21 protein-coding genes are annotated in these 26,148 nt (G+C 64.3%); 8 read left to right on the forward strand and 13 right to left on the reverse strand.

Features of this window, described 5'->3' with window-relative positions; genetic code table 11:
- Positions 1 to 316 precede the first annotated feature (316 nt).
- The 3 genes from OGM61_02740 (at position 317) to OGM61_02750 (ending at position 3,968) form a co-directional block, all read left to right on the forward strand.
- Positions 317 to 2,263, forward strand: a complete 1,947-nt coding sequence (locus tag OGM61_02740; GenBank protein UYI85000.1) for an NAD(P)/FAD-dependent oxidoreductase — start codon at positions 317 to 319, stop codon at positions 2,261 to 2,263.
- Between the two features lie 36 nt (positions 2,264 to 2,299).
- Positions 2,300 to 3,076, forward strand: coding sequence for an SDR family oxidoreductase (locus tag OGM61_02745; protein ID UYI85001.1), 777 nt, complete (start codon positions 2,300 to 2,302; stop codon positions 3,074 to 3,076).
- 274 nt (positions 3,077 to 3,350) lie between these two features.
- The gene (locus OGM61_02750) at positions 3,351 to 3,968 is read left to right on the forward strand and encodes a flavodoxin family protein (protein ID UYI85002.1); all 618 of its coding nucleotides are present in this window, start codon (positions 3,351 to 3,353) and stop codon (positions 3,966 to 3,968) included.
- A gap of 76 nt (positions 3,969 to 4,044) precedes the next feature.
- Here the strand turns inward: OGM61_02750 and OGM61_02755 are convergent, their stop codons facing one another.
- The 10 genes from OGM61_02755 to miaA form a co-directional block, all read right to left on the reverse strand.
- Positions 4,045 to 4,521 (reverse strand): pyridoxamine 5'-phosphate oxidase family protein, encoded by a 477-nt coding sequence (locus OGM61_02755; protein UYI85003.1) that lies wholly within the window; start codon positions 4,519 to 4,521, stop codon positions 4,045 to 4,047.
- Positions 4,522 to 4,539: 18 nt separating this feature from the next.
- Positions 4,540 to 5,457: an RluA family pseudouridine synthase gene (locus OGM61_02760; protein ID UYI85004.1), complete on the reverse strand. Its 918-nt coding sequence runs from the start codon at positions 5,455 to 5,457 to the stop codon at positions 4,540 to 4,542.
- Entirely contained in the window at positions 5,457 to 6,383 is a 927-nt protein-coding gene (gene lspA / locus OGM61_02765; protein UYI85005.1) for a signal peptidase II, read from the reverse strand. The genes OGM61_02760 and lspA overlap by 1 nt, the downstream gene beginning before the upstream one ends.
- A 42-nt stretch (positions 6,384 to 6,425) precedes the next feature.
- Positions 6,426 to 9,233 (reverse strand): isoleucine--tRNA ligase, encoded by a 2,808-nt coding sequence (ileS, locus tag OGM61_02770; protein UYI85006.1) that lies wholly within the window; start codon positions 9,231 to 9,233, stop codon positions 6,426 to 6,428.
- Between the two features lie 96 nt (positions 9,234 to 9,329).
- A complete protein-coding gene (locus tag OGM61_02775) occupies positions 9,330 to 10,016 on the reverse strand; it encodes a DivIVA domain-containing protein (GenBank protein UYI85007.1) in 687 nt (228 codons plus the stop codon).
- 71 nt (positions 10,017 to 10,087) lie between these two features.
- Entirely contained in the window at positions 10,088 to 10,657 is a 570-nt protein-coding gene (locus OGM61_02780; protein UYI85008.1) for a cell division protein SepF, read from the reverse strand.
- 74 nt (positions 10,658 to 10,731) lie between these two features.
- Positions 10,732 to 11,436 (reverse strand): YggS family pyridoxal phosphate-dependent enzyme, encoded by a 705-nt coding sequence (locus OGM61_02785; GenBank protein ID UYI85009.1) that lies wholly within the window; start codon positions 11,434 to 11,436, stop codon positions 10,732 to 10,734.
- A 16-nt stretch (positions 11,437 to 11,452) separates the two neighbouring features.
- Positions 11,453 to 12,652: a hypothetical protein gene (locus OGM61_02790; GenBank protein UYI85010.1), complete on the reverse strand. Its 1,200-nt coding sequence runs from the start codon at positions 12,650 to 12,652 to the stop codon at positions 11,453 to 11,455.
- A 36-nt stretch (positions 12,653 to 12,688) separates the two neighbouring features.
- The gene (hfq, locus tag OGM61_02795) at positions 12,689 to 12,916 is read right to left on the reverse strand and encodes an RNA chaperone Hfq (GenBank protein UYI85011.1); all 228 of its coding nucleotides are present in this window, start codon (positions 12,914 to 12,916) and stop codon (positions 12,689 to 12,691) included.
- A 127-nt stretch (positions 12,917 to 13,043) separates the two neighbouring features.
- Positions 13,044 to 13,988 carry a tRNA (adenosine(37)-N6)-dimethylallyltransferase MiaA gene (gene miaA, locus OGM61_02800; GenBank protein ID UYI85012.1) on the reverse strand — a complete coding sequence of 315 codons (945 nt, stop codon included), beginning with the start codon at positions 13,986 to 13,988 and terminating at the stop codon, positions 13,044 to 13,046.
- 108 nt (positions 13,989 to 14,096) lie between these two features.
- Between miaA and OGM61_02805 the strand changes: the two genes are divergently transcribed.
- Complete coding sequence (locus tag OGM61_02805) at positions 14,097 to 14,939, forward strand: DegV family protein (protein UYI85013.1); 843 nt, start codon at positions 14,097 to 14,099, stop codon at positions 14,937 to 14,939.
- Positions 14,940 to 14,992: 53 nt separating this feature from the next.
- Here the strand turns inward: OGM61_02805 and mutL are convergent, their stop codons facing one another.
- Positions 14,993 to 16,915, reverse strand: coding sequence for a DNA mismatch repair endonuclease MutL (mutL, locus tag OGM61_02810; protein ID UYI85014.1), 1,923 nt, complete (start codon positions 16,913 to 16,915; stop codon positions 14,993 to 14,995).
- A gap of 152 nt (positions 16,916 to 17,067) precedes the next feature.
- On the opposite strand from mutL, the gene miaB reads away from it, so the two are divergent.
- Genes miaB through OGM61_02825 form a run of 3 tightly spaced genes read left to right on the forward strand, consistent with a single transcriptional unit; the run spans position 17,068 to position 21,796 of the window.
- On the forward strand, positions 17,068 to 18,480 hold the full coding sequence (gene miaB / locus OGM61_02815) for a tRNA (N6-isopentenyl adenosine(37)-C2)-methylthiotransferase MiaB (protein UYI85015.1): 1,413 nt from the start codon (positions 17,068 to 17,070) through the stop codon (positions 18,478 to 18,480).
- Positions 18,481 to 18,483: 3 nt separating this feature from the next.
- A complete protein-coding gene (mutS, locus tag OGM61_02820; protein ID UYI85016.1) occupies positions 18,484 to 21,090 on the forward strand; it encodes a DNA mismatch repair protein MutS in 2,607 nt (868 codons plus the stop codon).
- 1 nt (position 21,091) lies between these two features.
- Entirely contained in the window at positions 21,092 to 21,796 is a 705-nt protein-coding gene (locus OGM61_02825; GenBank protein ID UYI85017.1) for a CPBP family intramembrane metalloprotease, read from the forward strand.
- Positions 21,797 to 22,031: 235 nt separating this feature from the next.
- On the opposite strand, the gene OGM61_02830 is transcribed toward OGM61_02825, so the two are convergent.
- Both OGM61_02830 and thyA read right to left on the reverse strand, forming a co-directional pair.
- On the reverse strand, positions 22,032 to 22,517 hold the full coding sequence (locus OGM61_02830; GenBank protein UYI85018.1) for a dihydrofolate reductase: 486 nt from the start codon (positions 22,515 to 22,517) through the stop codon (positions 22,032 to 22,034).
- 13 nt (positions 22,518 to 22,530) lie between these two features.
- The gene (gene thyA, locus OGM61_02835; protein UYI85019.1) at positions 22,531 to 23,364 is read right to left on the reverse strand and encodes a thymidylate synthase; all 834 of its coding nucleotides are present in this window, start codon (positions 23,362 to 23,364) and stop codon (positions 22,531 to 22,533) included.
- A 251-nt stretch (positions 23,365 to 23,615) separates the two neighbouring features.
- Here thyA and OGM61_02840 point away from each other — a divergent pair, with 251 nt between their 5' ends.
- Complete coding sequence (locus OGM61_02840) at positions 23,616 to 26,072, forward strand: 5'-nucleotidase C-terminal domain-containing protein (GenBank protein ID UYI85020.1); 2,457 nt, start codon at positions 23,616 to 23,618, stop codon at positions 26,070 to 26,072.
- The last annotated feature ends 76 nt before the right edge of the window (positions 26,073 to 26,148 follow it).

Raw genomic sequence — 26,148 nt, forward strand, 5'->3', positions numbered from 1 at the left:
TATACTACACGGAGGGGTGCGGGCGCAACCGCTGCCGTTGTGCTGTGCGACAAAAAGGCGGCGGGTCGTTGTGCACGGCACACAACGGCGGTCGTTTCCACGTCGGGCAGGATCGTTGTGCACGGCGGCGGGATTGTCTGTCCCGCACAAAATCAAGCTTTTTTTGGTGTTTCGTGCATATGGAAATTCGCAAAACAGATGGTTAAAATATTTGCAAAGGCACGGATGCGGCGGCAGAATCCGCATCCCATGTCGTTCCTGCACAAGCAGACAGCATCGGTTTCGGAATCCTCCAAAGAAAGAGAAGAAACACCTCATGAAGTACGAAAAACTGTTTCAGCCCGGAAAGATCGGCAACCTCGAGCTGCGCAACCGCGTCGTGATGACGGCCATGGGCGCGCTCATGGGCGACTGGAACGGCTGCACCACGCCGGAGCAGATCCGTTTCTATGAGGATCGCGCCAAGGGCGGCTGCGGCCTCATCATTCCGGAATTCACCTCCGTGGACGCCGACAGCGGCCATTGCAACCCCATCCAGCTCGGCATCTATGACAGCCGGCAGATCAAGAGCTTCCAGCTCATCTGCGAGGCGGTGCATCGCCACGGCGCAAAGATCTTCATCCAGCTGCATCACGGCGGCCGCGAGGCGCCCCCGGCCTGCAACGGCGGCCGTCAGGCCATGGCTCCGAGTGTGGAGCTCAACTCCGTCGTCGGCCGCGCGACCATTCTGCCGCGCGAGATGACCATTGAGGACATTGACAACCTGGTCGAGAAGTACGTGCAGGCGGCGGTCAACTCCGAGCTGGCCGGTGCCGACGGTGTCGAGGTCCACGCGGCGCACGGCTATCTCGTGCAGCAGTTTTTGAGCCCTTACACCAACAAGCGCACCGACGAATACGGCGGAAGCATGGAAAACCGCTGCCGCTTCCTCGTGCGTATCCTCACCGGCATCCGCGCCGCCGTCAGCCGTGATTTCGTTGTCGGCGCGCGCATCAACGGCAATGACTTCGTCGAGGGCGGCAACGATCTCGCTGCCTGCACCGAGATCGCCAAATACCTAGAGCCGTATGTGGATTACTTCAATGTGTCCTGCGGCGTGTATGCCAGCGCACCGACCATGATCGAGCCGTGCTACAGCCCCGAGGGTTGGAGAAAGAATCTGGCCAAGACCATCAAGGCTGCCGTGAATGTGCCTGTCATCGCCGTCAACACCATCAAGCACCCCGAGACGGCCGAGCGCTTCCTGCAGGAGGGCGTGAGTGACTTTGTCGGCATGTCCCGCATGCAGCTGGCTGATCCCGACGTGGTCAAAAAGGCCATGGCCGGCCGTGAGGATCTCATCCGCAAGTGCCTTGGCTGCATGAACTGCAACAAGTCCGTCGTCGCGGGCAAGAACCTGCACTGCGCCATCAACCCCGTCACCGGCCGCGCCACGGTCTACGGCGACGAGAACCTGGTCAAGACCGGCGCCGGCCGCACGGTCGCGGTCGTGGGCGGCGGCCCCGGCGGCATGCAGGCTGCGCTCCTGCTGAAAAAGCGCGGTTATTACCCGGTCATTTTCGAGAGCCGTGACCATCTCGGCGGCAGCGCCGTGCTGGCCTCGAAAGCGCCGTGCAAGGGTATGGTGGCCGAGCTCATCGAGACCATGAAGGCCGAGATGAAGGAGTACCACATCGAGGTGCGCCTGAACACACCCGCCACGGTCGAGACGCTGCGCGCGCTCGATCCCTACGGCGTCGTCGTCGCCTGCGGCGGCGATCAGATCGTGCCGAACATTCCCGGTGTGGACCGCAGCAATGTCTACTATATTGAGGACGTGCTCATGGGCCGCGTCTCCTTCGAGGGCAAGAACATTGCCGTCATCGGCGGCGGCCATGTCGGCCTTGAGGTCGCGCACTTCCTGTGCGACAGCAACAAGGTCACGGTCGTCGAGATGCAGAAGGAGGTCGGTGTCACGATCTACCGCACCGCGCGCTACAAGCTGCTGTCCCTGCTCGCCGAGAGCGGCGTGGAGGTCCTGACCGAGCACGCCATTGCCGGCGTGACCGACGGCGCGGTCGAGCTCAAAAAGACCGACACCGGCGAGGTCGTCACCCGCCCGGCCGATATCGTCATCATGGCGCTCGGTAATCGCCCCGACAAGAGCTACGAGCAGCAGCTCAAGGATGCGTTCGACAAGGTCGTCTTTGTCGGCGACGCCAACAAGGGCGGCACGATGGCCGATGCCACGCTCAGCGCCTACGAAAACTGCTGGTTCTTCTAAACCATACTGAATTTTTTATAAAAGGAAGGCTTTATTATGAAAAACAATCTGTTTGATCTTTCCGGCCAGGTCGCGTTCTGCTGCGGCGGTTCCTCCGGTCTCGGCCTTCAGTTCGCCAAGGCAATGGCCAACGCGGGCGCAGACATCGCGCTCGTCGCCCGCCGCACCGATCGTCTGGATGAAAACGCCAGGGAGATCGAGGCGGAATACGGCGTCAAGGTCTATCCGCATTACATGGATCTGCAGGATTCCAAGAGCATCACGGACTGCGTCAGCGACGTCGTCGCGCATTTTGGCAAGATCGACATTCTGGTCAATGCCGCTGGTATTCCGGGCGGCGGCGACCCGGCCACGCTCACGGACGAGTACTGGCTCAACGTCATCAACACCGACCTCAATGGGCAGTTCTTCACCTGCCGCGAGGTCGTGCGCCAGTCCATGAAGCCCAATCAGTACGGCCGCATCATCATGGTCTCGTCCATCCACGGCGTCTGCGGCCGTAAGGGCGTGGACACGGCACCGTATGCGGCGGCCAAGGGCGGCATCGTCAACCTGACGCGCTCGCTCGGCAACTCCTGGGCGCGCGACGGCATCACCGTCAACTGCATCTGCCCGGGCTACTTCCCGACGGAAATGACCGCGGCCTACATCGACGCGCCCTTCTTCCATCAGGCGCACCTCGAGTGCTGCCCCATGGAGCGCCACGGCGAGACCGGCGAAATGGACGGCCTGTGCACCTACTTTGCCTCCCCGGCCTGCAGCTACACCACCGGCCAGATCGTGTGCGTGGACGGCGGCTGGAGCGCCATCTGATCTCTGCCTGATCCGGCTTTCGCCGCGGCGCATAGCGGCGAAGCCGTTCCTCTCCGCGTCGGGCGGCTGTGTATGCCCGGCTGCCCGACGCGTCATGTTTCCCGTATCACCATGCGCATTTCTTCCTTTCATTTTCCCCCCCACTCCATGGCATACGTCCCTTCTTTTCCTTTGCGCGGCAGCAGGTTTTGCTGCCGCGCAAGGCGTTTTGGGGCATTGCGTGCGCGCTTGCGCTGCGCGGCGATTTGTGCTATCCTGCGCGTGAGGTGATACGATGAAAATTCTCATGATCAACGGCAGCCCGCACCCGCGTGGCTGCACTTATATGGCGCTGCATGAGATGGAGCAGGTGCTTCAGGTGGCAGGCGCTGAAACGCAGATCCTGACCGTTGGCGCCGAGCAGGTGGGCGGCTGCACCGCCTGTGGTGGATGCAATGCGACCGGCCGCTGCGTGCGCGGCGGGCTGGTGAACGATGCCATCGACGCGATGGAGACGGCGGACGCGCTCGTGCTCGCTTCCCCGGTACACTATGCCGGGATTTCCGGCGCGATGTCTGCTTTTTGTGACCGGCTGTTCTATGCCGGCGGCAGTTGGGCGAATAAGCCGTGCGCCTGTGTCGTCTCGGCGCGCCGCGCGGGCACGACGGCCGCGCTCGATCAGCTGGTCAAATACCCGATGATCTCGAATATGCCGGTCGTGTCCTCTCAGTACTGGCCGATGGTGCACGGCGCGCGCCCGGAGGACGTCGCGCAGGACGAGGAGGGCCTGCAGACCATGCGCCAGCTTGCGCGCAATTTGCTCTGGCTGCTGCAGTGCATTGCAGCCGGCGATGCCGCCGGTGTCCCGCGCCCGGAGACGGAAGCGCGCAAGTTCACCAATTTCATCCGCTGATCTGCAGCAGGATCACAAAAACAGCCCCCGCAGGCACTGCCAGCGGGGGCTCTTTTGCTCGTTATGTGCGGTGCATTCAGCCGTGCTTTTTCGCGCGGCGCTTGCCGGTCATGTGCTCGACAGTCAGGCACAGGACGGTCGTCGCGGGAATGACGGCCTTCGAATACGGAAAGTCCGGCGCACGATACTGCGCCATGAGCACGCGCAGCGCGCGCTCCTTGTCCGCGTCCGGCACGACCGAGATGCGGCCCTGACCGATGACGCTCTCGTACGTCATGGTGCAGTTGCCGTGCTCATCGTCGAGGATGAGCGCGTGCCCGCGGTCCATCTCGAACGCGACATTCGGATTTTTGGCAATGAGGTCGTACTTCGTGCCCGTGTTTGCGCCGTGGAAGTACAGGCGGACAGTCTCGCCGTCTACCTCCAGGCCGAAGTTCAGCGGCAGGATGTAGGGATACGGCTCGTCGTGCAGGGCGAGGCGGCAGACGTCACACCCGCGCATGACGGTGATGAGCTCCTGAAAATCGGTGATCTCTCGATCGGATCTGCGCATGGGAATGCTCCTTTCTGATTAGCCGACCGGCGGGCCGAGGCGCGCCAGCACGTCCTGAAAATAGTCCGGCAGGGGGCAGGTGAACGTCACGAGTTCACCGGTGCGCGGGTGGAGAAAGCGCAGCGCCCGCGCGTGCAGGCACTGGCCGCTCAGGCCCTTTTCCGGCCGCTTGTGGCCGTAGACCAGGTCGCCGAGCAGAGGGTGACCGATGTGCGCCATGTGCACGCGGATCTGGTGCGTGCGGCCGGTCTCAAGCTCGCAGCGGATGTGCGTGTAGCCGTTGTAGCGTGCGATGACCGACCAGTGCGTGACGGCGCGGCGGGCGTTTTTTTGCGTCACGGCCATGCGCTTGCGATCCGTCGGGTGGCGGCCGATGGGCGCATCGACCGTGCCGGCGTCCTCGCGCAGATTGCCGCAGACGACGGCCTCATACGTGCGGGCCATGGTGTGGTCGGCCAGCTGTGCCGAGAGGGCGAGGTGCGCAAAGTCGTTTTTCGCCGCGACGAGCAGACCGGACGTGTCCTTGTCGATGCGGTGCACGATGCCGGGCCGCCGCTCTCCGCCGACGCCGGAGAGACTGTCGCCGCAGTGGGCGAGCAGGGCGTTGACGAGCGTGCCGTCCTCGTGGCCGGGCGCGGGGTGCACGACCATGCCGCGCGGCTTGTTGACGACGATGAGGTCGTCGTCCTCATACACCACGTCCAGCGGCAGGTCCTGCGCTACCAGCTCCGAGGGAGCGGCGTCCGGCAGCGTGACGACAAACGTGTCGCCTGGCGCGGTCTTATAGTTTTTCTTCACGGGTGCGCCGTCTTTCGTCACCGCGCCCTGCGCGAGCAGCCGCTGGGCGGCGCTGCGCGTGAGCTCGGGCAGAGAGCGCGCAAGGAGAGCGTCGATCCGCTCGGCGCTCTCCTGTGTTTGAATCGTTCGTTGTTCCATTAGAAATCCGAAAACTCCGCTAAAATGTCGTCGAGCGAATAGTGCTCGCCGTCCGCCGGGGCGGTGTCTTTTTCCTTGTCGCTGTCCGCGACTTCCGGTTCGGCCGGCGCGGCGGGCGTGCTGTTGAGATAGGCGAGCAGGGGGTCGTCCGGGGCTGTGTCCGCCGGTTTGACGGCGGGGGCAGCCGCCTTGGGCGTTTCCTGCACCGGTTTGGGGGCGGCAGGCGCTGCCGGGGCCTTTTTCGGCGCGGACGGCGCTGCCGGTGTCACCGGCTGCGCCTGCACGGGCGCGCGATCCCACGCCGCGAACGGGTCGTCCTTCGCCGGGACGGGGGACACGGGCTGCGCGGCGGGCTTTTTCGGCGCAGCGGGCTGCTGTTTCCGTGCGGGCAGATGCAGCTTGTGCGCACGCGCAGGGGCGCCCGGGTGCTGACGGGACTTGCGCGCCTTCTTCGGCGCGGGCTCGCCTTCCTCGCTGCCGTCGCCCCGGTAGAAGATGACGTGCAGGCACAGCGTGATGCCGGCGACGACGATGAAGATATCCGCCAGGTTGAACACGGCGAAGCGCATGAACAGGAAGTTGAACATGTCTACCACGTAGCCGCTGAGGATGCGGTCGATGCAGTTGCCGACCGCGCCGGCGAGCACGAGCACGACCGACCAGCGGCCGACCTTGCCGTGCACGACATTGCGCCGCAGGCAGAACACCGCGATGGCGGCGAACACGACCGTGAAGATGACGAAGATCCAGTGCGGCGCGTGCTGCAGGATGCTGAAGGCAGCGCCGTTGTTGTGGATATTCGTCAGCTCCAGCACGCCGGGGATGAGCGTGACGTGCCCGGTGTCGAGCGGGATATTGAGCGTGACCCAGTACTTCAGGCCTTGGTCAGCGATGAGGATCAGGATGGCTACGATGGCATACCACATAGCGGTTCCTCGCTTTCGGATCAGGATTTTGGGATCGGGATTTTACTCCGCCTTCTGCGCGGCGACGACGGCGGCGCAGCGCGGGCACAGACCGGTCTCGGGGTCGGCCTGCTCGGAGTGCATCCAGCAGCGCGGGCACTTGGTGCCGGGCGCATTGCGCACGGAGATGTGCAGGCCGGGGAAGTTCGTGCCGGTGCCGGTGACGGCATCCTCCGGCACGTCGCCGCCGACGAGGCACTGCGACACGATGAGCAGCTCGGGCAGGTTCATGCTCTGCACGTCGTCGAGCGCGGCTCTGGCGGCATCGTCGTCGGCGCGCAGCGTCACGGCAGCCTCGAGCGGCTTGCCGATGCGCTTTTCGGCGCGGGCGGCCTCGAGCACGCCGTTGACGTCCGTGCGGACGCGGATCAGCTGATCCCACTTGGCGAGCTCGTCTTCGCTGAGCGCATAGGCGTCGAACGGCTGATTCATGACGTTGAGCAGCACGTTGCGCGCGTCGTCCTCGGCGCGGTGCGGCATGGCCAGCCAGATCTCGTCGCAGGTGAAGGCGAGGATCGGCGCGAACATCTTTGTCATGCTGTCGAGGATGAGGAACAGCGCCGTCTGTGCGCTGCGGCGCTTGAGGCCGTTGCGCTCCTCGCAGTAGAGGCGGTCCTTGATGATGTCGAGGTAGAAGCTCGAGAGCTCCACGACGCAGAAGTCGTTGATCGCGTGCGAGACCACATGGAATTCATAGTTGTCATACGCCTTGGCCACGCGGCGGATGAGGTCGTTGAGCTTCGTGATGGCCCAGCGGTCGAGCGGAAGCATATCCTCCGGCGCGACGAGATGCTCGGCGTCAAACCCGTCAAGGTTGCCGAGGCAGTAGCGCGCGGTGTTGCGGAACTTGAGGTAGTTTTGCGTCAACTGCTTGAAGATCTCCTTGGAGCAGCGCATGTCGGCGTGGTAGTCGGCGCTGCCCGCCCACAGTCGCAGCATGTCGGCGCCGAACTCGTTGATGATCTCGGCCGGATCCATGCCGTTGCCGAGGGACTTGTGCATTGCCTTGCCCTCACCGTCGACCGTCCAGCCGTGGGTCAGGCACTCGCGGTACGGAGCGCCCTTGCCGAGCGCGCCGACGGCCACGAGCAGAGACGACTGGAACCAACCGCGGTACTGGTCGCCGCCCTCGATATACATATCCGCCGGCCAGAAGCCCTGGTCGCGCTGCATGGCGGCAACGTGGGTAGAGCCGGAGTCGAACCAGCCGTCGAGCGTGTCGGTCTCCTGCGTGAAGTGCTTGCCGCCGCAGTGCGGGCAGGTGAAGCCTTCGGGCAGGATGTCGGCCGCCGGGCGGTCGAACCAGGCGTTGCTGCCTTCCTTTTCAAAGAGCTTGGCCACGGCGTCGATGCTCTCTTCATTGCACACGGGCTTGTGGCAGTCGTCGCAGTAGAACACCGGGATCGGCAGGCCCCAGCGGCGCTGGCGGGAGATGCACCAGTCGGCGCGCTCGCGGATCATGGCGGCCATGCGCTCTTTGCCCCAGGCGGGAAGCCAGCGCACGTTCTCGCACGCGGCGACGGCCTCCTCCTTGAACGAATCGACGGAGCAGAACCACTGCGGCGTGGCGCGGAAGATGATCGGCTGCTTGCAGCGCCAGCAGTGCGGATAGCTGTGCACGATGTCCTCGGATGCGAACAGAGAGCCGGCTTCCTTCATGTCCGCGAGGATGACGGGGTTGGATTCCTCCGTGGTCATGCCGGCGTACTTGCCGGCGTAGTCGGTGTGGCGGCCCTGATCGTCCACGGGCACGACCATGTCCATGCCGTAGCGCTTGCAGGTCAGGTAGTCGTCCGCGCCGAAGCCGGGCGCGGTGTGCACGCAGCCCGTGCCGGAATCCATGGTGACGTAATCCGCCAGCACCAGGCGTGAGGTCTTGGGCAGGAACGGATGGTCGGCGAGCATATTCTCGAAGAAGTCGCCCGGATGCTGCTCGAGCACCTCATAGCTGTCGAAGCCGCCGATGTGCATGACCTTCTCGGTCAGGGCGTCGGCCATGATATACACCTCGCCGTTCGGGGCCTGCACGAGGTTATACAGCTCGCGCGGGTTGAGCGCGATGGCGAGGTTGCCGGGCAGCGTCCAGATCGTCGTCGTCCAGATGACGAAGAAGAGCTTGCTGTGGTCAACGTTCGGCAGCTTGCCGAGATCGTCGTGCATCGGGAACTTCACGAACACGGTCGTGCACGGATCGTCCTGATACTCGATCTCCGCCTCGGCGAGGGCGGTCTCGTCGTGGGCGCACCAGTACACGGGCTTGAGGCCCTTGTAGATGTGGCCGTTTTGATACATCTTGCCGAACACGCGCACCTCGTCGGACTCAAAGCCCTTGTTCATGGTCTTGTAGGGGTGCTCCCAGTCGCCCATGACGCCCATGCGCTTGAAGCCGGCCATCTGGCGGTCGATGTATTTCTGCGCATAGTCGTGGCACGCGCTGCGGAAATCGGCGATGCTCATGGCCTTGTGGTTGAGCTTCTGCTCCTTGATGATGGCGCTCTCGATGGGCATGCCGTGGTTGTCCCAGCCGGGGATGTAGGGCGTGTAGTAGCCGCGCATGGCGTAGGAGCGGATGATGAAGTCCTTGAGCGCCTTGTTGAGCGCGTGACCCATGTGGATGTCACCGTTGGAGAACGGAGGGCCGTCGTGCAGGCTGAAGCGCGGCTTGCCGTCGTTCTTTTTGAGCATTTCGTGGTACAGGTCCATGTCGTACCAGTGCTGGAGCATCTCGGGCTCCCGCTTGGCAAGGCCGGCACGCATGGGGAAGTCTGTTTTCGGCAGATTGATCGTGGCGTTGAAATCGTTCTTGGACATGGTTCTATCTTTCTCCTCTCAGAGTTGTATTTCCATCAAAAATTGTGCAGGGCGGTACGGCACCGGCCGTCCCGCCCTGGTTGATTGCATGTTCACTCAGCTGTTATGCAGGAAGTGATAAAGCTGCGTGGCGTCATCTGCTGCACTGTCGGCCGCGGTGTCGTCGGTCTCCACCGGCTGCGCCTCCACAGGGGCGGCGGACACGTGGGCTGCTTGCGCAGGCTGCTCGACGGCCGGGGCTTCCGGCTGCGCGGGCTGCTCGACCGGCGCGGACACCGGCTCGGCCGGGGCTGCGCTCACGCTCGCCGGCTGCGCAGCAGGCTGCGCAGCCGCGGTTTTCGACCCGGAGAGCTTATCCAGGTACTCGAGCTGATTCATGCACAGATTACGCACATCTTCCAGAAATTTTGCGCAGGACGTTTTGGCGTTGAGGAGTTTGGCTTCCTCGTTGGCGGTTTCGTGCTGGAGGCCGCCAAGTATTCGGTCGGACGTGTTCTTGGCCTCGCCGAGTATCTTGTCGGCGCGGGCCTGGGCATCGTCCTCTATCTGCTTGCCGACCTTCTGGGCCGACAGTATGGCCAGACGCATGGCGTCTTCGCTGGCGCGGTACTCTTCTATCTTATCGACCAGCACCTTCATCTTGCCCTTGAGCACGGCAACTTCCTTCTGCGCGTTGGCAAGCTCGGTGGCCACTTCTTCCTGATAGTTCTGCACGGCGGCCATGTCGTATCCGCCGAACATCGCTTTTTCAAACGTTTTTTCCCGAATATCCTGAGGAGTCATGTTGGATAATCCTCCATTCTTTCTATAGGTGTACTACACGATAGGCGCTGTCAGAGACAGTATGCCCGGATTTACAGGTGAAACTCGCCCGACTCCATATCGTCGAGCTGGTCGCCCATGAGGTCGACATTGAATGGCGTGATGATATACGTCGCGCTGGCCACGCGGCGGATCTTGCCGTCCTGCGCGTAGGCGACGCCGGACAGAAAGTCGATCAGCCGGCGGGCGACCGCCGGATCGGTCTTTTCCAGGTTGAGGAGCACGGCGCGGCGATCGCGCAGATGCTCCGCGATCTCGGACGCGGCCTCAAACTGCTTCGGCGCAGCGACCACGACCTTGAGCTGGCCGCCGCCGTTGTTGAGATTGACGACCTTGTCGGCCGCGCGGCTGTCGCCTCTCGGCGCATAGCTCGGCGCGGGGCGCTCCGATTCCGACGGCTCGTCGTGCACGAAGGCGCTCCTTTTCGGTGCGGGCGCCGGGCGGCGGGCCGCAGCCGGACGCGCCTGCGCCGGACGGGCCTGTGCCGGGCGTGCCGGCGCGGGCTCTTCCGCGACCGGAATTGCTTCATCCTCATCATCGAAAAACTCGTCGTCGTCATCATACGGACGGGTCATTTTTTTCAGTTCATCCAAAAATCCCATTCGGGACCCCCCTTTACGTGCCGGCGGCTGCCGTGCCGCTGCACTGATCTCTGCGGAGTGTGCCGAGACGGCGCTCAGTGCCGGGAATAATCCCGCGCGCCAAAAATCGACGAGCCGACGCGCACCATGTTCGCACCGGCGGAAATGGCGTCTTCAAAGTCTCCGCTCATACCCATGGACAGAAAGTCCATAAAAACATTATCGTATTTTTTTCTGCCGATGTCAACAAAAAGCTCATGCATTTTCGCAAAATATGCATGATTTCCGTCGGAAGTTTCTGCCACGGGCGGGATCGCCATCAGGCCGCGGACGCGAATATGCGCGCAGCCGGCGGCCGTTTCCAGCAATTCCGGCAGGGCGGCGGGGGCCACGCCGCTCTTGGCGGCCTCGCCGCCGATGTTCACTTCCAGCAGGATGTCCTGCACGATGCCCTGCCCGGCCGCGCGCTTTTCGATCATGGCCAGAAGCTCCGGCGAATCCACCGACTGGATGAGATCGACCTTTCCCACGACCTGCCGGACCTTGTTCGTTTGCAGGTGGCCGATGAAGTGCAGCGGCGCGCCGGTGTAGGCGCCCTGGGCGAGCTTTTCGGTCATTTCCTGCACGCGGTTCTCGCCGCAGGCGTCGATCCCGGCGGCGACGGCCTCGCGCACGCGCGCGGCGTCGTTCATCTTCGTTGCGGCCACGAGCGTGATGTCGGCGCCCGTGCGGCCCGTAGTGCGGGCGGCGGTGTCGATGCGCGCGCGGATGGCGGCAATGTTTTCGGCAATGGTGCTCATAGTGGGTGGCGCCTCCTTATTTCACGACCTGCCCGTTGGACAGGCCCTTGCCGGTGACGACGATCTCGTTGCCGGCGCGCAGGGCGTTGCTCTCCGTGCTCTGGGCGACGAGACAGTAGTCGTCGGTCTGATAGATGATCTCGATCGGTTTTTTCTCCAGCTGCGCCGCCGTGACGACGTAGACGAACGCCTGCCCGTCATCGTCCATATGCACGGCCTTGAGCGGGACGCGCAGGCCGGTGTGCTCGCTGTAGACGACGTCGGCCGTCGTCTTGCGCATGGCCAGCGTGTCGGAAAGCGCCGCGTTGCACGCGAACACGACGGCGACCTTGCCGCTGTCGTCCGGCTCGCTCTTGCTCATCACGGTTGCCGAGACGGTGCCGGTGTAATGCTGCGGAAAGTCGAGCGTGGCGCTGCCGTTCAGGTTCAGGCGGTCGGCGTCGGCCTTGTTCATGACGGAGGCGAAGTACCACTTTTTCGCCGTGACGAGCTTGCCGATCGCGTTGGCGGGTGTGGCAGGGGTCGTGCGCTCGAGCGCGTCCACGCCGTCGGGCGTGAGGTTTTCGAGCATGTCCGGCGTGAGCGATTCGTATCCGTCGGTCGTGGACGTGAACAGGCCCGCGGCCGGGGCCGTGATGCTGCCGCGGCCTGCGCCGGCGTTTTCGAGCTGGTGCAGCTCGGCATTGAGCGCATCGAGGTCGCCCTGCGAGACGGTGCCGGTCGCAGAGCCAAAGAGCAGGGAGCTGAGATCCATGCAGAGGTCATCCAGCTCCGAGGTGCTGCCGGCGGAGACGGCGGCGTTGAGCTGCAGGATGGCGCTGCGCACGTCGCTGTCGCGGTCGGACGCGCCGGAGGCGCTGCCCGCGCGCGAGAGCAGGCTCGAGACGTAGGCGATCTCTTTTTTTAGCTCGCGGGCGCGGCTGGCGCTGTCGAGCGCGGCCTTGGAGTCCACGCCGATGGCGATCTCACCGCCGCTTGCGACCTCCTTGCCGTCGTCCACGGACAGGGACAGAAATTCCTTGTCCGAGGCGATGACCTGCTCCTCGCGCACGACGATGCCGCTGGCCTGTCCGCTCTCGCTGACGGTCACGAGCACCGCCGGGGCGGTGGCGTAGGATTGCTGCGTCGAGCGAAACAGGTACACGCCCAGATACACGAGCATGGCCACGAAGAGCACGAACATGGCGATGTTCGTGAAGGTATTCGTTTTCTTCAAATCCGGCCCTCCTTTCGGCGGGGGGCGGCGGGGAGATCAGCCCTGCAGCTCGAGCGAGACCGGCCGCGCCGGGGCGACCGTCGAGATCGCGTGCTTGTAGATCATCTGCTGCCGGCCGTCGGCGTCGATGAGCACGACGAAGCTGTCAAAGCTGCGTACAACGCCGCGCAGTTGAAACCCGTTCATGAGAAACAGGGTCACGGGGATCTTTTCCCGCCGGATGTAGTTGAGGAATGCGTCCTGAAGGTTCTGTGTCTTTTGCATGATCGCCGCTCCTTTGGCCGGAGCGGATACACATTTATTTATCATAGCACAATCTGCCGCTCCGTGAAATAGTGAATTTATACAAATCCGGTCGAAATGGCAGTTTCCTCCGGATTTGTACAGGCCACTATTCTATACCGCGGCCGGATAAGAATTGCGTCGAAAGGCGGCACGCCCGGTCCATGTCCGGCGTTTTTTCGTGCCGGATCCAGAACAGGTCCGGATCGCGCCGCAGCCACGTGAGCTGGCGCTTGGCATAGCGCCGGGAGGCGAGCTGGATGGCGGCGACGGCGTCCTGCGGCGATGCCTCGCCCCGCACGGCGGCAACGGCCTCCTTGTAGCCGATGGCCTGCATGGCCGTGCAGTCGGCCGGGACACCGGCGGCCAGCAGCGCGCGCACCTCGTCAAACAGGCCCTGGCGCACCATGGCGTCCACGCGCCGGTCGATGCGGTCGTAGAGATCCTGCCGGTCGGCGAAATCGAGCGCGATCTTTGCCGCGTCGTACCGCGGCGGCACGGCGCGGGTCTCGGCGTCGTGCTGCGTGATGGTCTTGCCCGTGAGGATGTAGACCTCCATGGCGCGCACGATGCGCTTCTTGTCCGCGGGGTGGAGCCTGGCCGCCCGCTCGGGGTCGACCTTGCGCAGCTCGCCGAGCAGGCCCTCGCCGCCGATTTCGTCATAGCGCTCGCTCAGCTCCTGCCGCAGCGCGGTGTCGGCCGTGCCGTCGGCGAACGTGCGCCCGGCGATGAGCGAGTCGATGTACAGCCCCGTACCGCCGACGACGATCGGCAGTTTTCCCCGCGCGAGAATATCGTCCACGCAGGCGGCCGCCTGCGCCGCATAGCGCGAGACGGAGTAATTTTCCGCGGGATCGGCGATGTCGATCATATGGTGCGGCACGCCCTGCATCTCTTCCGGCGTTGGCTTGGCCGTGCCGATGTCCATGCCGCGGTAGATCTGCATCGAGTCGGCCGAGACGACCTCGCCGCCCAGGCGCTGCGCGAGCGCCACGCCGAGCGCGGTCTTGCCCGAGGCGGTCGGGCCGGTGATGACGACAATTTTTGGCTGCATCGTGGCAGTCTCCTTTCCGTGAGGGAGAATTCAAAAAGATTATGTTGAAAAGTATTAGAAATGTGTTAGAATGAAAGCACATTTCCCAGTTTTCAAGAAGGTGAACCCATGAAGATCAAAATTTCTGCCGACAGCACGTGCGATCTTTCGCCGGAGCTGATCGAGCGCTACCACATCGGCATCACGCCGCTGTACATCATCCGCGGCGAGGAGACCCTGCGCGACGGCATCGACGTGCGTCCCGAGGAGCTCTACGAGTACGCAAATGTCACGGGCAAGCTCTGCAAGACCGCGGCGGTGAACGTGTCGGACTATCTGGCGTACTTCGCCGCGTGCCGGGAGGAATATGACGCCGTGATCCACTTCACGATCTCGAGCGACATGTCCGCCTGCTACCAGAACGCCTGCATCGCGGCGCAGGAGTTTACGAACGTCTACCCCGTGGACTCGCGCAACCTCTCGACCGGCATCGGCCACCTGGTGCTCGACGCGGCCGAGATGGCCGAACAGGGCATGGACGCGGCCGACATCGCATCGGCGCTGGAGAAAAAGCGCGAGAAGCTCGATGTCAGCTTCGTGATCGACACGCTGGAGTATCTCAAGCGCGGCGGCCGCTGCTCGGCGCTCGTGGCCATGAGCGCCAACCTCCTGCACCTCAAGCCGTGCATCGAGGTCAAGGACGGCAAGATGGGCGTCGGCCACAAGTACCGCGGCAAGCTCGAAAAGTGCTACGTGCAGTACATCGAGGAGCGGCTCAAGGGCCGCGACGACATCGACTGCCATCGCATCTTCATCACGGACTCCGGCTGTGACGAGGCCACGTGGCGGGAGCTCGAGCGTGTCGTGCGCGCGTGCCAGCCGTTCGAGGAGGTCATCCACACGCGGGCCGGCTGCACGGTGTCGAACCACTGCGGACCCGGCTGCATGGGCATTTTGTACTATCACAAGTAAACGAAGCTGTGCAGGCTGACAGGGAGCGCGTTCCGGCGCTCCCTGCTTCTTTTTTAAACAATGCGCTTGAAGAGCTTGTCCAGCTCCCGGCGCGTGAGCGTCACGGCGACGGGGCGGCCGTGCGGGCAGTATTTCACCTCGCCCGCGCACACCGCGTCCGCCAGACGCAGCAGCTCCTCGGGTTCGGTCTGCCAGCCGGCCTTGATGGCAGCCTTGCACGCCACGGTCTTGAGCACCTCGTCGCGCACGGATTGCGCGTCCATGTGCGCGCCGTGGCGCAGCTGCGCGCAGATCTCCTCGAGCGCGGGCAGTGCGTCCGCCGCGTCGAGCTGCGCGGGCACGCCGCGCAGAATGTAATCATTGCGGCCGAACGGCTCGAGCGTGAAGCCGAGCTCCGCGAGCACGTTGCCGTACTGCTGCAGCACGTCGGCATCGCTCGCGTCCGGCGTGAAGGGCAGCGGCTCGAGCAGCGTCTGCGACGGGATGTCGGCAGGGCTCTGCCGCAGGCGGTCAAAGTTGATGCGCTCGTGCGCCGCGTGCTTGTCAATGAGGATGAGCGTCTCGCCCTTTTCGACGAGGATGTACGTGTGCATCGCCTCGCCGATCAGGCGGGCGGGCGGCTCGGCCGGGGGCGCGGCGCTCTCGAGCGGGGAGGGCGTTTCCGCCTCCGGCTCGATGGCGGTCTGCACGATCTGCGCGGCCGGCATAGCCGGCTCGGGTGCGGCCGGTGTGGCCGGCATGGGGCACGCGGGCGCGGAAAACACCGGCGGCGGGGTCACGCGCGGCGCGGCGAAGGCCGACGCCGTCGGCGAGCGGAGCGCGGCCGTCTCCTCCGCCGGGGCGGCGGGGGCATAGGTGCGCGCGGGCGCAAATGCCGGCGCTGCGGGCGCGGCCGGGGCTGCTTTCGGCGCAGCCGGCACGAACGGGTCTGCCTTCGGCGCGGGCGCCGGTCTGGCAGCCGCCTTCGCCAGCGTGGTCACAGGCGCTTTTTCCGCTTCGAGCGCGGCGCGCGCGCCGTAATACACAGCGTCAAACACCGCGCGCTCGTGCGTGAACTTTACCTCGGTCTTGGCCGGGTGGACGTTCACGTCCACGGCCGCACAGCTGAGCTCCACATACAGCACGCACGCGGGGAAGCGGCCCACGAGCAGCGTGTTGCGGTAGGCCTGTTCGAGCGCGGCCTGCAGTGCGGCGGAGCGGATCCACCGGCCGTTGCAGAAGAAGTACTGCTGCGCGCGGCTGCCGCGCCCGGCGGCGGGCGAGGAGATGAAGCCGTGCACGCGCGCGCCGTCGGCCTCGCCCTCGCAGGGCAGCAGGCTCATGGCGAGGTCGCGCCCGAGCAGACTGTAGACGCAGCTGTCGAGCTTGTTGTCACCGGGGGAGAAGAAGACCTCCTCCCCGTCGCGGATGCAGCGCACGGACACGTCCGGCCGGCCGAGCGCGCACCGCAGCGCGGCGGCGGCGCAGGCCGCGCCTTCCGCGCGGTCGGACTTCAGGAATTTGCGCCGCGCGGGCGTGTTGAAAAACAGGTCGCGCACGATCATCGTCGTGCCCTCGGGGCAGCCGGTCTCGTACATGTCCTGAATGTCGCCCGCGTCGAGCGTCATGTGCGTGCCGGATGCCGTGCCGCGCTGCCGCGTCGTGAGCGTGATGTGCGACACGGCGCTGATCGCGGCCAGCGCCTCGCCGCGAAAGCCCATCGTGCCGATGGCCTCGAGCCCCTGCTCGTCGTGCAGCTTGCTCGTCGCGTGGCGCAAAAACGCGATGCCTGCGTCCTCGGGCGCCATGCCGCAGCCGTCGTCCGTCACGCGCAGATACGTCGCGCCGCCGCCGCGCAGCTCCACCGTCACGGTGCGGGCCCCAGCGTCAAATGCGTTTTCCACCAGCTCCTTGACCACGGAGGCGGGCCGCTCCACGACCTCGCCCGCGGCGATCAGATCCGCCAGATGCGGAGAGAGAATTTGAATATCGGGCATCGTTTGCCCTCCTTTAAGTACAGTCCATGGGGCGCGTGCGCCCCGCGCGTATATTATAAAGGATTGTCATTGAAAATTCCACCGCGAAATGCTACAATATTCTATCACACTTCAAATTTTATCCGGCCAGGCCGGACAGGCAGGAGCATCGCATGAGCTATCAGAGAACGGAGATCCCCGAATCGGACATCCAGCACCAGATGGATATCTGCGCGCAGCTGCGCGCGCACTTTACCGCCGGCGGCCGCCAGCCGCTGGCCATGGTCGATACCTACGGCTGCCAGCAGAACGAGGCCGACAGCGAAAAGCTGCGCGGTTATCTGCGCGCCATGGGCTTTGATTTCACACAGGACGAATTCGCGGCCGACGTCGTCGTCATGAACACCTGCGCCGTGCGCGAGCACGCCGAGACGCGCGTGTTCGGCAACGTCGGCGCGCTGACGCATACCAAGGCGCGCAACCCCAACCAGATCATCGCGGTCTGCGGCTGCATGGCGCAGCAGGCGCATGTGGCCGAGAAGCTGAAAAAGTCCTACCGCATCGTCGACCTCGTCTTCGGCCCGCATGAGCTGTGGCGCTTCCCGGAGCTGCTGCGCACCGTCTGCACCGAGCACCGGCGGGTGTTCGCCATCGCGCCGGCGGACGGCAGCGTGGCCGAGGGCATCCCCCAGCAGCGCGACGGCAGCGTCAAGGCATGGCTGTCGATCATGTACGGGTGCAACAACTTCTGCACCTACTGCATCGTGCCGTATGTGCGCGGGCGCGAGCGCTCCCGCCACCCGGACGAGATCGAGCGCGAGGCGCGCGAGCTCGTCGCGGCGGGATATAAGGACATCACGCTCCTGGGGCAGAACGTCGACTCCTACGGCCGCGACCTCGACGAGGACGTGGACTTTGCCGACCTCATCCGGCGGCTCAACGCCATCCCGGGCGACTTTGTCATCCGCTTCATGAGCAGCCACCCGAAGGACGCGACGGAAAAGCTCTTTCGCGCCATGGCCGAGTGCGAAAAGTGCGCGCACCAGATGCACTTGCCCGTGCAGAGCGGCAACGACCGCGTCCTGCACGCGATGAACCGCGGCTACACGCGCGAGAAATATCTGGCGCAGGTGGCGCTCGCGCGGCAGTACATGCCCGATCTTGTGCTCACGACGGACATCATCGTGGGTTTCCCCGGCGAGACGGACGCCGAATTTGACGACACGCTCTCGCTCATCGAGACTGTGCGCTACGACGCGATGTTCACCTTCATCTACTCGCCGCGCGTCGGCACGCCGGCGGCGAAGATGCCCGACCCCTACACCCGCGCGCAGAAGCAGGTGCGCTTTGACGCGCTCGTCGCGGCGGCCAACCGCATCTCGGAGGAAAAGCACCGCGCCTATGAGGGCAGCGTGCAGCGCGTGCTCGTCGACGGGGCCGATGGCCGGGGCGACCATCCGCTCACGGCGCGCACGAAGGGCGGCCGCCTCGTGCATATGCGCGGGGACGCATCCCTTGTCGGCCGGTTCGTGGACGTGAAGATCACCGGAAGCAACACCTGGGCGCTCTATGGCGAGGAGGTATGACGCATGGCGGAACTTACGCCGATGAAGCGGCAATATTATGAGATCAAGCAGCGCAACCCCGACTGCCTGCTGTTTTTCCGGCTGGGTGATTTCTATGAGATGTTCGACGACGACGCGCGCCTGGCCGCGCGCGAGCTCGACCTCACGCTCACGACGCGCGACCGCAATGTTGAGGATCCGGCCGAGCGCACGCCCATGTGCGGCGTGCCGTACCACTCGGCCGAGGCGTACATCGGCCGCCTAATCGCCAAGGGCTACAAGGTGGCCATCTGCGAGCAGCTGGAAGACCCCGCGCTGGCCAAGGGGCTGGTCGACCGCGACGTGATCCGCATCATCACGCCCGGCACAGTCACGGCCTCGTCCATGCTCGAGGAGAACAAATCGAACTACCTCTGCGCGGTGTATCTCAGCGCGCAGTCCGGCGGCACGGCGTTCTGCGACCTCTCGACGGGGGAATTCTGCGCCGCGAACTATCCGGCCGACGCCGTGAGCCATATCCTCAACGAGCTCGGCCGCTTCGCTCCGCGCGAGGCCGTGTGCGCCGACGCGGCGGCGGAAAATGACGACATCCGCACCTTCCTCACCAAGCGCCTCGGCAGTCTGATTGAGGCGGGTGGCGACCGGTTTGAATACATGGCGGCAGCCGCGCGCGTGTGCGAGCAGTTTGGCGTGCAGAGCACGGACGCGCTCGGTCTCGGCGAGGCGCCGGCGGCCGTGTGCGCGGCCGGGGCGCTGCTGGCCTACCTGCACGAGACGCAAAAGTGCGACCTTGGCCACATCCGGCGGCTGGAGCTGCTGGGCGACGACCACTACATGGAGCTGGACTACACCACGCGCCGCAACCTGGAGCTGACGGAAAACCTCCGCTCCGGCGAAAAGCGCGGCAGCCTCCTCTGGGTGCTCGACAAGACGAAAACGCCCATGGGCGGCCGCCTGCTGCGCGCGTGGGTGGAGCGCCCGCTGCTCAGCCCTGTGCAGATCCGCCGCCGCCTCGGCGCGGTGGAGGAGCTGGTGGGCGACAACGTCCTGCGGGGCGAGCTCATCCGCTGCCTGCGCGAGATCGGCGACATGCAGCGTCTTGTCTCCCGCGCGGTGTACGGCTCTGCCAACGGGCGCGACCTGCACGCGCTGGCCCTGTGCTGCGCGCAGCTGCCGAACCTGACAGCGCTGCTGAAGGATGTGCACAGTGCGGCCCTGCGCGATATTGCGCAGATGGATACGCTCGCCGATCTCTGCGCGCGCATCGACCGCGCCATCTGCGACGAACCGCCGTTTTCCGTGCGCGAGGGCGGCATCCTCCGCCCAGGCTACAGCGAGGAGGTTGACCGCCTGCGCAACGTGCGCGACCACGGCGCGCAGACCGTCGCCGAGCTCGAGCAGCGCGAGCGCGAGCGCACCGGCGCGAAAAAGCTCAAGGTCGGCTACAACAAGGTTTTTGGCTACTACATCGACATTCCGAACAGCGCGGGCGTCACCGAGTTGCCGGACGACTATATCCGCAAGCAGACGCTGGTGTCGAGCGAGCGCTATTTCACGCGCGAGCTCAAAGACCTCGAGAACACGCTCCTGACGGCGCGCGAGCGCATCGCGGAGCTGGAGTACACGCTCTTCAACGAGGTGCGCCAGCTCGTCGCGGGCGAGGTCGCGCGCGTGCAGGCGGCGGCGGACGCCGTGGCCCGGCTCGACGCGCTGTGCTCGCTGGCGGAGACGGCGGTGAAAAACCACTACGTCTGCCCCGAGGTCGATCTCTCGCGCATGCTCGATATCCGCGAGGGGCGTCACCCCGTTGTCGAGCAGGCGCAGAAGGACAGTCTCTTTGTCCCGAACGACACGTTCCTCAACGACGCGGACGACCGCGTCGCCATCGTGACCGGGCCGAACATGGCCGGTAAATCCACGTATATGCGCCAGACTGCGCTCATCGTGCTCATGGCGCAGATGGGCTCGTTCGTCCCGGCCAAGAGCGCCGTCATCGGCGTGGTCGACCGCGTGTTCACGCGCATCGGCGCGTCCGACGATCTCGCCGCCGGGCAGAGCACGTTCATGGTCGAGATGAGCGAGATGGCCAACATCCTCCGCCACGCCACGGCGCAGAGCCTGCTCATCCTTGATGAGATCGGCCGCGGCACGTCCACCTATGACGGCATGGCCATTGCCCGCGCGGTGCTCGAATACTGCGCCGACCCCCGCCGCCTCGGCGCCAAGACCATGTTCGCCACGCACTACCACGAGCTGACCGCGCTCGAGCAGACGCTGCCCGGCGTGCGCAACTACAACATTACGGCCAAAAAGCAGGGCGGCACGCTGCTGTTCCTGCGCAAGATCGTCGCCGGTGCGGCCGACGACAGCTACGGCATCGAGGTCGCCAAGCTCGCCGGCGTGCCCGACGCGATCATTACGAAGGCCAAGACCTACCTGCGCGAGCTGGAGTCCGGCGCGACGGAGCTGGCCGCGCCCGCCCACGCGGCGCAGGATGCGGCGCAGATGACGCTCGGCGACGCGGCCGGGGACGAAATCGCCGAGCAGCTGCGCAGCATCGACCTCAACACGATCACGCCACTCGAGGCCATGCGCCTGCTCTTTGAGCTGCAGCAGAAAGCGAGGGGCTGACGTGGAACATCCCAACACGGCGTGGACAGACCCCATGCCGCGCGGCGCGCGCATCGCGGGCTGGGTGTATTTCCCCATCCATGCGGTCGTGCTGCCGCTGACGCTCGGTATGCTGCTCCTGGCGGTGCTCGGTGAGCTGCCGTCGGACGTGACGTGCAACGTTTTGTACTATCTCTGCGGCCTTGTGTTCACGCTCATCGCCATGTGGCGGTTTCTGCGCCGCAGCTTTGACACGATGGTCGGCAGCATCCTGCGCTGCCTCGGCATGATGTTTGCCGCCTACGGCATCGACGTGCTGCTCTCGCTCGTGCTGCAGCTCGGCACGAGCCTCATCGGCGAGCTGCCCGTGCCGAACAACGATGCCGTGACCGGCCTCGCCCGGACGGACTACAAGCGCATGATCGCCGTCGCGGTGCTCATGGCGCCGCTCGTGGAGGAGTGCCTGTTTCGCGGCGTGGTCTTCGGCACGATCCGGCCGAAGAGCCGCTTTTGGGCCTATGCCGCGTCGATCGCGCTCTTCTCGCTCTACCATGTCTGGCAGTATGTGCTCGTGTATCAGGATCCGAAGCTGCTGCTCTCGGCGCTGGCGTATGTGCCGGTGTCGGCCGCGCTCACGTTCTGCTATGAGCAGACGCGCTCGATCTGGTCGCCGGTGTTTTTCCACATGTGCATCAACGCGCTCTCACTCACGGTGCTCGCCGGGTGAGGGCAGAAAAAACCGCCGCTTTCCGAAGAGGAAAGCGGCGGTTTTGAGTTTGTCGGAAAAACCGGAGGTTTTCCAGACAAAAGGCTTGCAGTCTGCTGCGCGCAGAATTTGTGTGCCTGTGGCGCACAAATTCCACACTTGCAGTCTGAGCAGTATTTTCTCTCACGCACATGTCGCGCGAGAAAATGATTGCACTTTTTTGCCGCCTGCGGGCGGCAAACTCTGCGAGGCTTTTTTATACTTCTTTTTTCTCGTACACGCAAAACTGATAGCCCACGCCGTCGTGCTCCGCGCGCGGCTCGGCGGATACGCAGCGCCACGCGGGGTCGGCGTCCAGATCCGGAAAAAACACGTCCGAGTGGGGCGCGGCGTCGATTTTCGTGACGTATACGCGCGTCAGGTGGGGGAACATCTGCCGAAACACGCTGTCTCCGCCGATGACGAAGCAGCGGTCATACTGCGCGGCGGCGGCCGCGGCCTCCGCCTGGGAGTGTACCACCTGCGCGCCCTCGATCACGATGTTCTGCCGCGTGAGCACGAGGTTTTCGCGCCCCGGCAGCGGCCTGCCGCCCGGAAAATCGTCCAGCGTGCGTCGGCCGACGATCACGGCCGCGCCCATCGTCAGCTCGCGGAAGCGGCGGCGGTCGGCCGGGATCACGAGCGGCTGCGTGCCCTTGGCCCCGATGCCCCAGTCGGCATAGACGGCGACGATCGCATCCATGGCTCAGTCCCCCTTACACCGCGATGGGGATCTTCCCCGTGAACTCGCTGTATTCGTACCCCTCGACGCGGAAGCTGTCGCGGGTGAAGGCGTAAAAATCGTGCACGTCCGGGTCGATGAAAAACTGCGGTGCCGGTTTCGGCTCGTTCTGGATCAGCTGCTCGATGACCGGCACGTGGCGGTCGTAGATGTGCGCGTCGGCAATGACGTGCACCAGCTCGCCCGCCTGCAGACCGGACACCTGCGCGAACATGTGCACGAGCACGGCGTACTGCACGACGTTCCAGTTGTTCGCCGCGAGCATGTCCTGGCTGCGCTGGTTGAGGATGGCGTTGAGCGTGTTGCCCGAGACGTTGAACGTCATCGAGTACGCGCACGGATAGAGCGCCATCTCGTGCAGATCCTCGAACGTATAAATATTCGTCAGGATGCGGCGGGAGGCAGGGTTGTGCTTCAGGTCGTAGAGCACGCGGTCCACCTGGTCGAATTCACCCTCGGGATACTGGTGCTTGACGCCGAGCTGGTAGCCGTAGGCCTTGCCGATCGAGCCGGTCTCGTCGGCCCACTGATCCCAGATGTGGCCGCGCAGGTCGTGGATGTTGTTCGACTTCTGCTGCCAGATCCACAGCAGCTCGTCCACGGCGGTCTTCCAGTAGGTCCGCCGCAACGTCAGCAGCGGAAATTCTTTGGACAGGTCATAGCGGTTGACGATGCCGAACTTTTTGACCGTGTGCGCCGGCGCGCCGTCGTCCTCCCAGTGGGGGCGCACCGCCTGATCGGTGTCCCAGACGCCGTGCGTCAGAATGTCGCGGCAGTTGCGGATAAAGACCTCGTCTGCGTAGCTCATCGTTCGGCTCCTTTCAAATAACACTTTGAAACAATAGTTTATCATATTATCTGAAGCGTTGTAAATGGGAAAAAGAAGAAAACGGTGTCTGCTTCGGTTATTTGACAAATGTGGCAAAAATGACGAATAATTTTGTTCAAATTGCGCGCCGGATTTGCCGCACTTTTTGCGCAAAGCCCATCCCAATTTTTCTCATGGGATGCTATAATCAAAACAGCGATACCCCAAATTCAAAAAATGGAGGATATCACATGAAGCACACGAAGAAACTGCTTTCGCTGCTGCTGGTGCTGTGCCTGATCCTGAGTCTGTCGTGCACGGCATTTGCAGCTGACGAGGCAAAGCCGCTCACCGGCAAGACCGTCATCCTGCACTCGAACGACGTGCACGGTGCGATCGACCTGTATGCGGCCATGGCATCCCTGAAGGCAGACTATGAGGCGCAGGGCGCCGAGGTCATCCTGGCCGACGCCGGCGACTACAGTCAGGGCACCGTCTACGTCAGCGTCCATAAGGGCGCGGACGCGGTGACGATGATGAACGCCACCGGCTACGATGTGGCCACCATCGGCAACCATGAGTTCGACTACGGCTATGCCCAGCTGGCGGAGAACATGAAGGCTGCCAAGTTCAAGGTCCTGTGCGCCGACGTGCTCGGCGCCGACGGCAAGACCATTTTCGATGCCAACACCATCATCGAAAAGGGCGGCGTGAAGATCGGCTTCTTCGGTCTCGAGACGCCCGAAGCGCAGACCAAGGCCAACCCGAAGCTGATCGAGGGCCTGAAGTTCCTCGCGGGCAAGGACGGCAAAGAGCTCTATGCCTGCGCGGATGCGCAGGTCAAAGCCCTCAAGGAGCAGGGCGCAGACCTCGTCGTCTGCCTCGCGCACCTGGGCGTGGACGAGAGCTCCGAGCCCTATACCTCCTATGATCTGGCCGCGAATGTGGAGGGCATCGACTTCATCATCGACGGCCACTCCCACAGCGTGATCACCGCCGGCCCGAACGGCGAGGCCATCCAGTCCACGGGCACGGCTTTTGCCAACATCGGCGTCATCACCATTGACAACGCCACGAAGAAGATCGTCGGCAACGAGCTCAAGGGCATCTGGCACAAGGAGAAGGTCGAAGGCAAGGACGTCACCGTCGTTGACTACAAAACGCGCGATGAGAAGGTCGCCGCGGCCGCCAAGGCCATCATCGACCCCATCGACAAGGCCTATGGCGAGAAGTTTGCCGTCAGCAAGGTCACGCTCAACGGCGCGAAGGCCCCCAACGGCAACCGTGACTCTGAGACCAACCTCGGCGACCTGATCACGGACGCCATGCTCTGGAAGATCCGCAGCGACGCCACGATCAAGGTCCCGGTGGAGAACGTGGTCGCCATCACGAACGGCGGCGGCATCCGCGCGACCGTCAAGGCGGGCGACATCACCAAGAAGGACATCAACACCGTGCTGCCGTTCGGCAACACGCTGGCAGTTGTTTACGTGACCGGCGCCGAGTTGCTCGAGGCGCTCGAGGCCAGTACTTTCTGCACGCCGGAATCCCTCGGCGGCTTCCCGCAGGCGGCGGGCGTGACCTTCATGGTCAAGACCTATGAGAAGTATGACGCGAATCCGGATCCCTATCCCAAATCCACCTACTACGGCCCGAAGAGCATCCAGCGCGTGACCATTGACAACGTCAACGGCAAGGCGTTTGACCCGACGGCTACCTACGCTGTCGTCACGAACAACTTCGTGGCCGGTGGCGGCGACACCTACTACGCCTTCGCGGCGGCGACCGACCAGTTCGACACCGGCCTGCCGCTGGACGAGGTGGTCATGGAATACATTACAGAGGTGCTTGGCGGTGTCATCGGCGAGGAATATGCCCTGCCGGGCGACCGCATCGTGAGAGCGGCGTCCGCTGAAGAGCTGGAGGCCCGCGGGACGTTCCTGGAGAATATGAGCCTGCTGTGTGACCTGACGGCGTACACGGAAGACTCCGTCCAGGGCGTGAAGGCGGCCTATGCGGCCTACAAGGCGGCGAAGACGACGGAAGCGGTCGAGGCGGCCACGGCCGACCTGCTCAAGGCCATGCCGAAGCTGGTCTTTGTGCCCAACACCTTCACCGATGCGCAGAGCGGCTGGTACAAGGCGGCTGTCGATTTCGCACAGGCTTCCGGCCTGATGAACGGCATGACCGCGACCGAGTTTGCGCCGAACGTGACGACGACCCGCGCCATGGTCGCGCAGGTGCTCTACCGGCTCGCCGGTTCGCCGACCGTGGAGAGAACGGGCGCATTTGCGGACGTTGCTCCGGGTGCGTGGTATTACGATGCCATGCTCTGGGCCAGCAGCACCGGCATCCTGAAGGGCTATGAGGACGGCACGTACCGTCCGGCGCGGGCCGTCAGCCGTCAGGAGATGGCGACCATCCTCTTGCGCATGGCCGATGTGAAGCTCGGCGCGGATCTGGTCGATGCGGCTCTGGCTGAGATCGCGGACGGCGGCAGCGTCGCTTCCTGGGCGAGAGCGGGCGTGGCGTTCTGCTACCTGGGCGGCATCATGAACGGCGTGGGCGGCGCGCACTTTGACCCGACCGGCATGCTCACGCGCGCGCAGCTTGCGCAGGTGTTCTTCAACCTCTACAACATCGGCATGGATGAAGTCATGAATTCCGGGGAAGATCCGGAGCCGGCTTCGTCGCTTCTGGCTGCGTGATTTTTTGTATATGCATTTTTGGGAGGCTGCTTCGGCAGCCTCCTTTTGATCGCGGGCGGAACGGCTGCGGATGGAT

It is taken from the genome of Clostridiales bacterium (genome assembly GCA_025757645.1).
Classification (GTDB): domain Bacteria; phylum Bacillota; class Clostridia; order Oscillospirales; family Oscillospiraceae; genus CAG-103.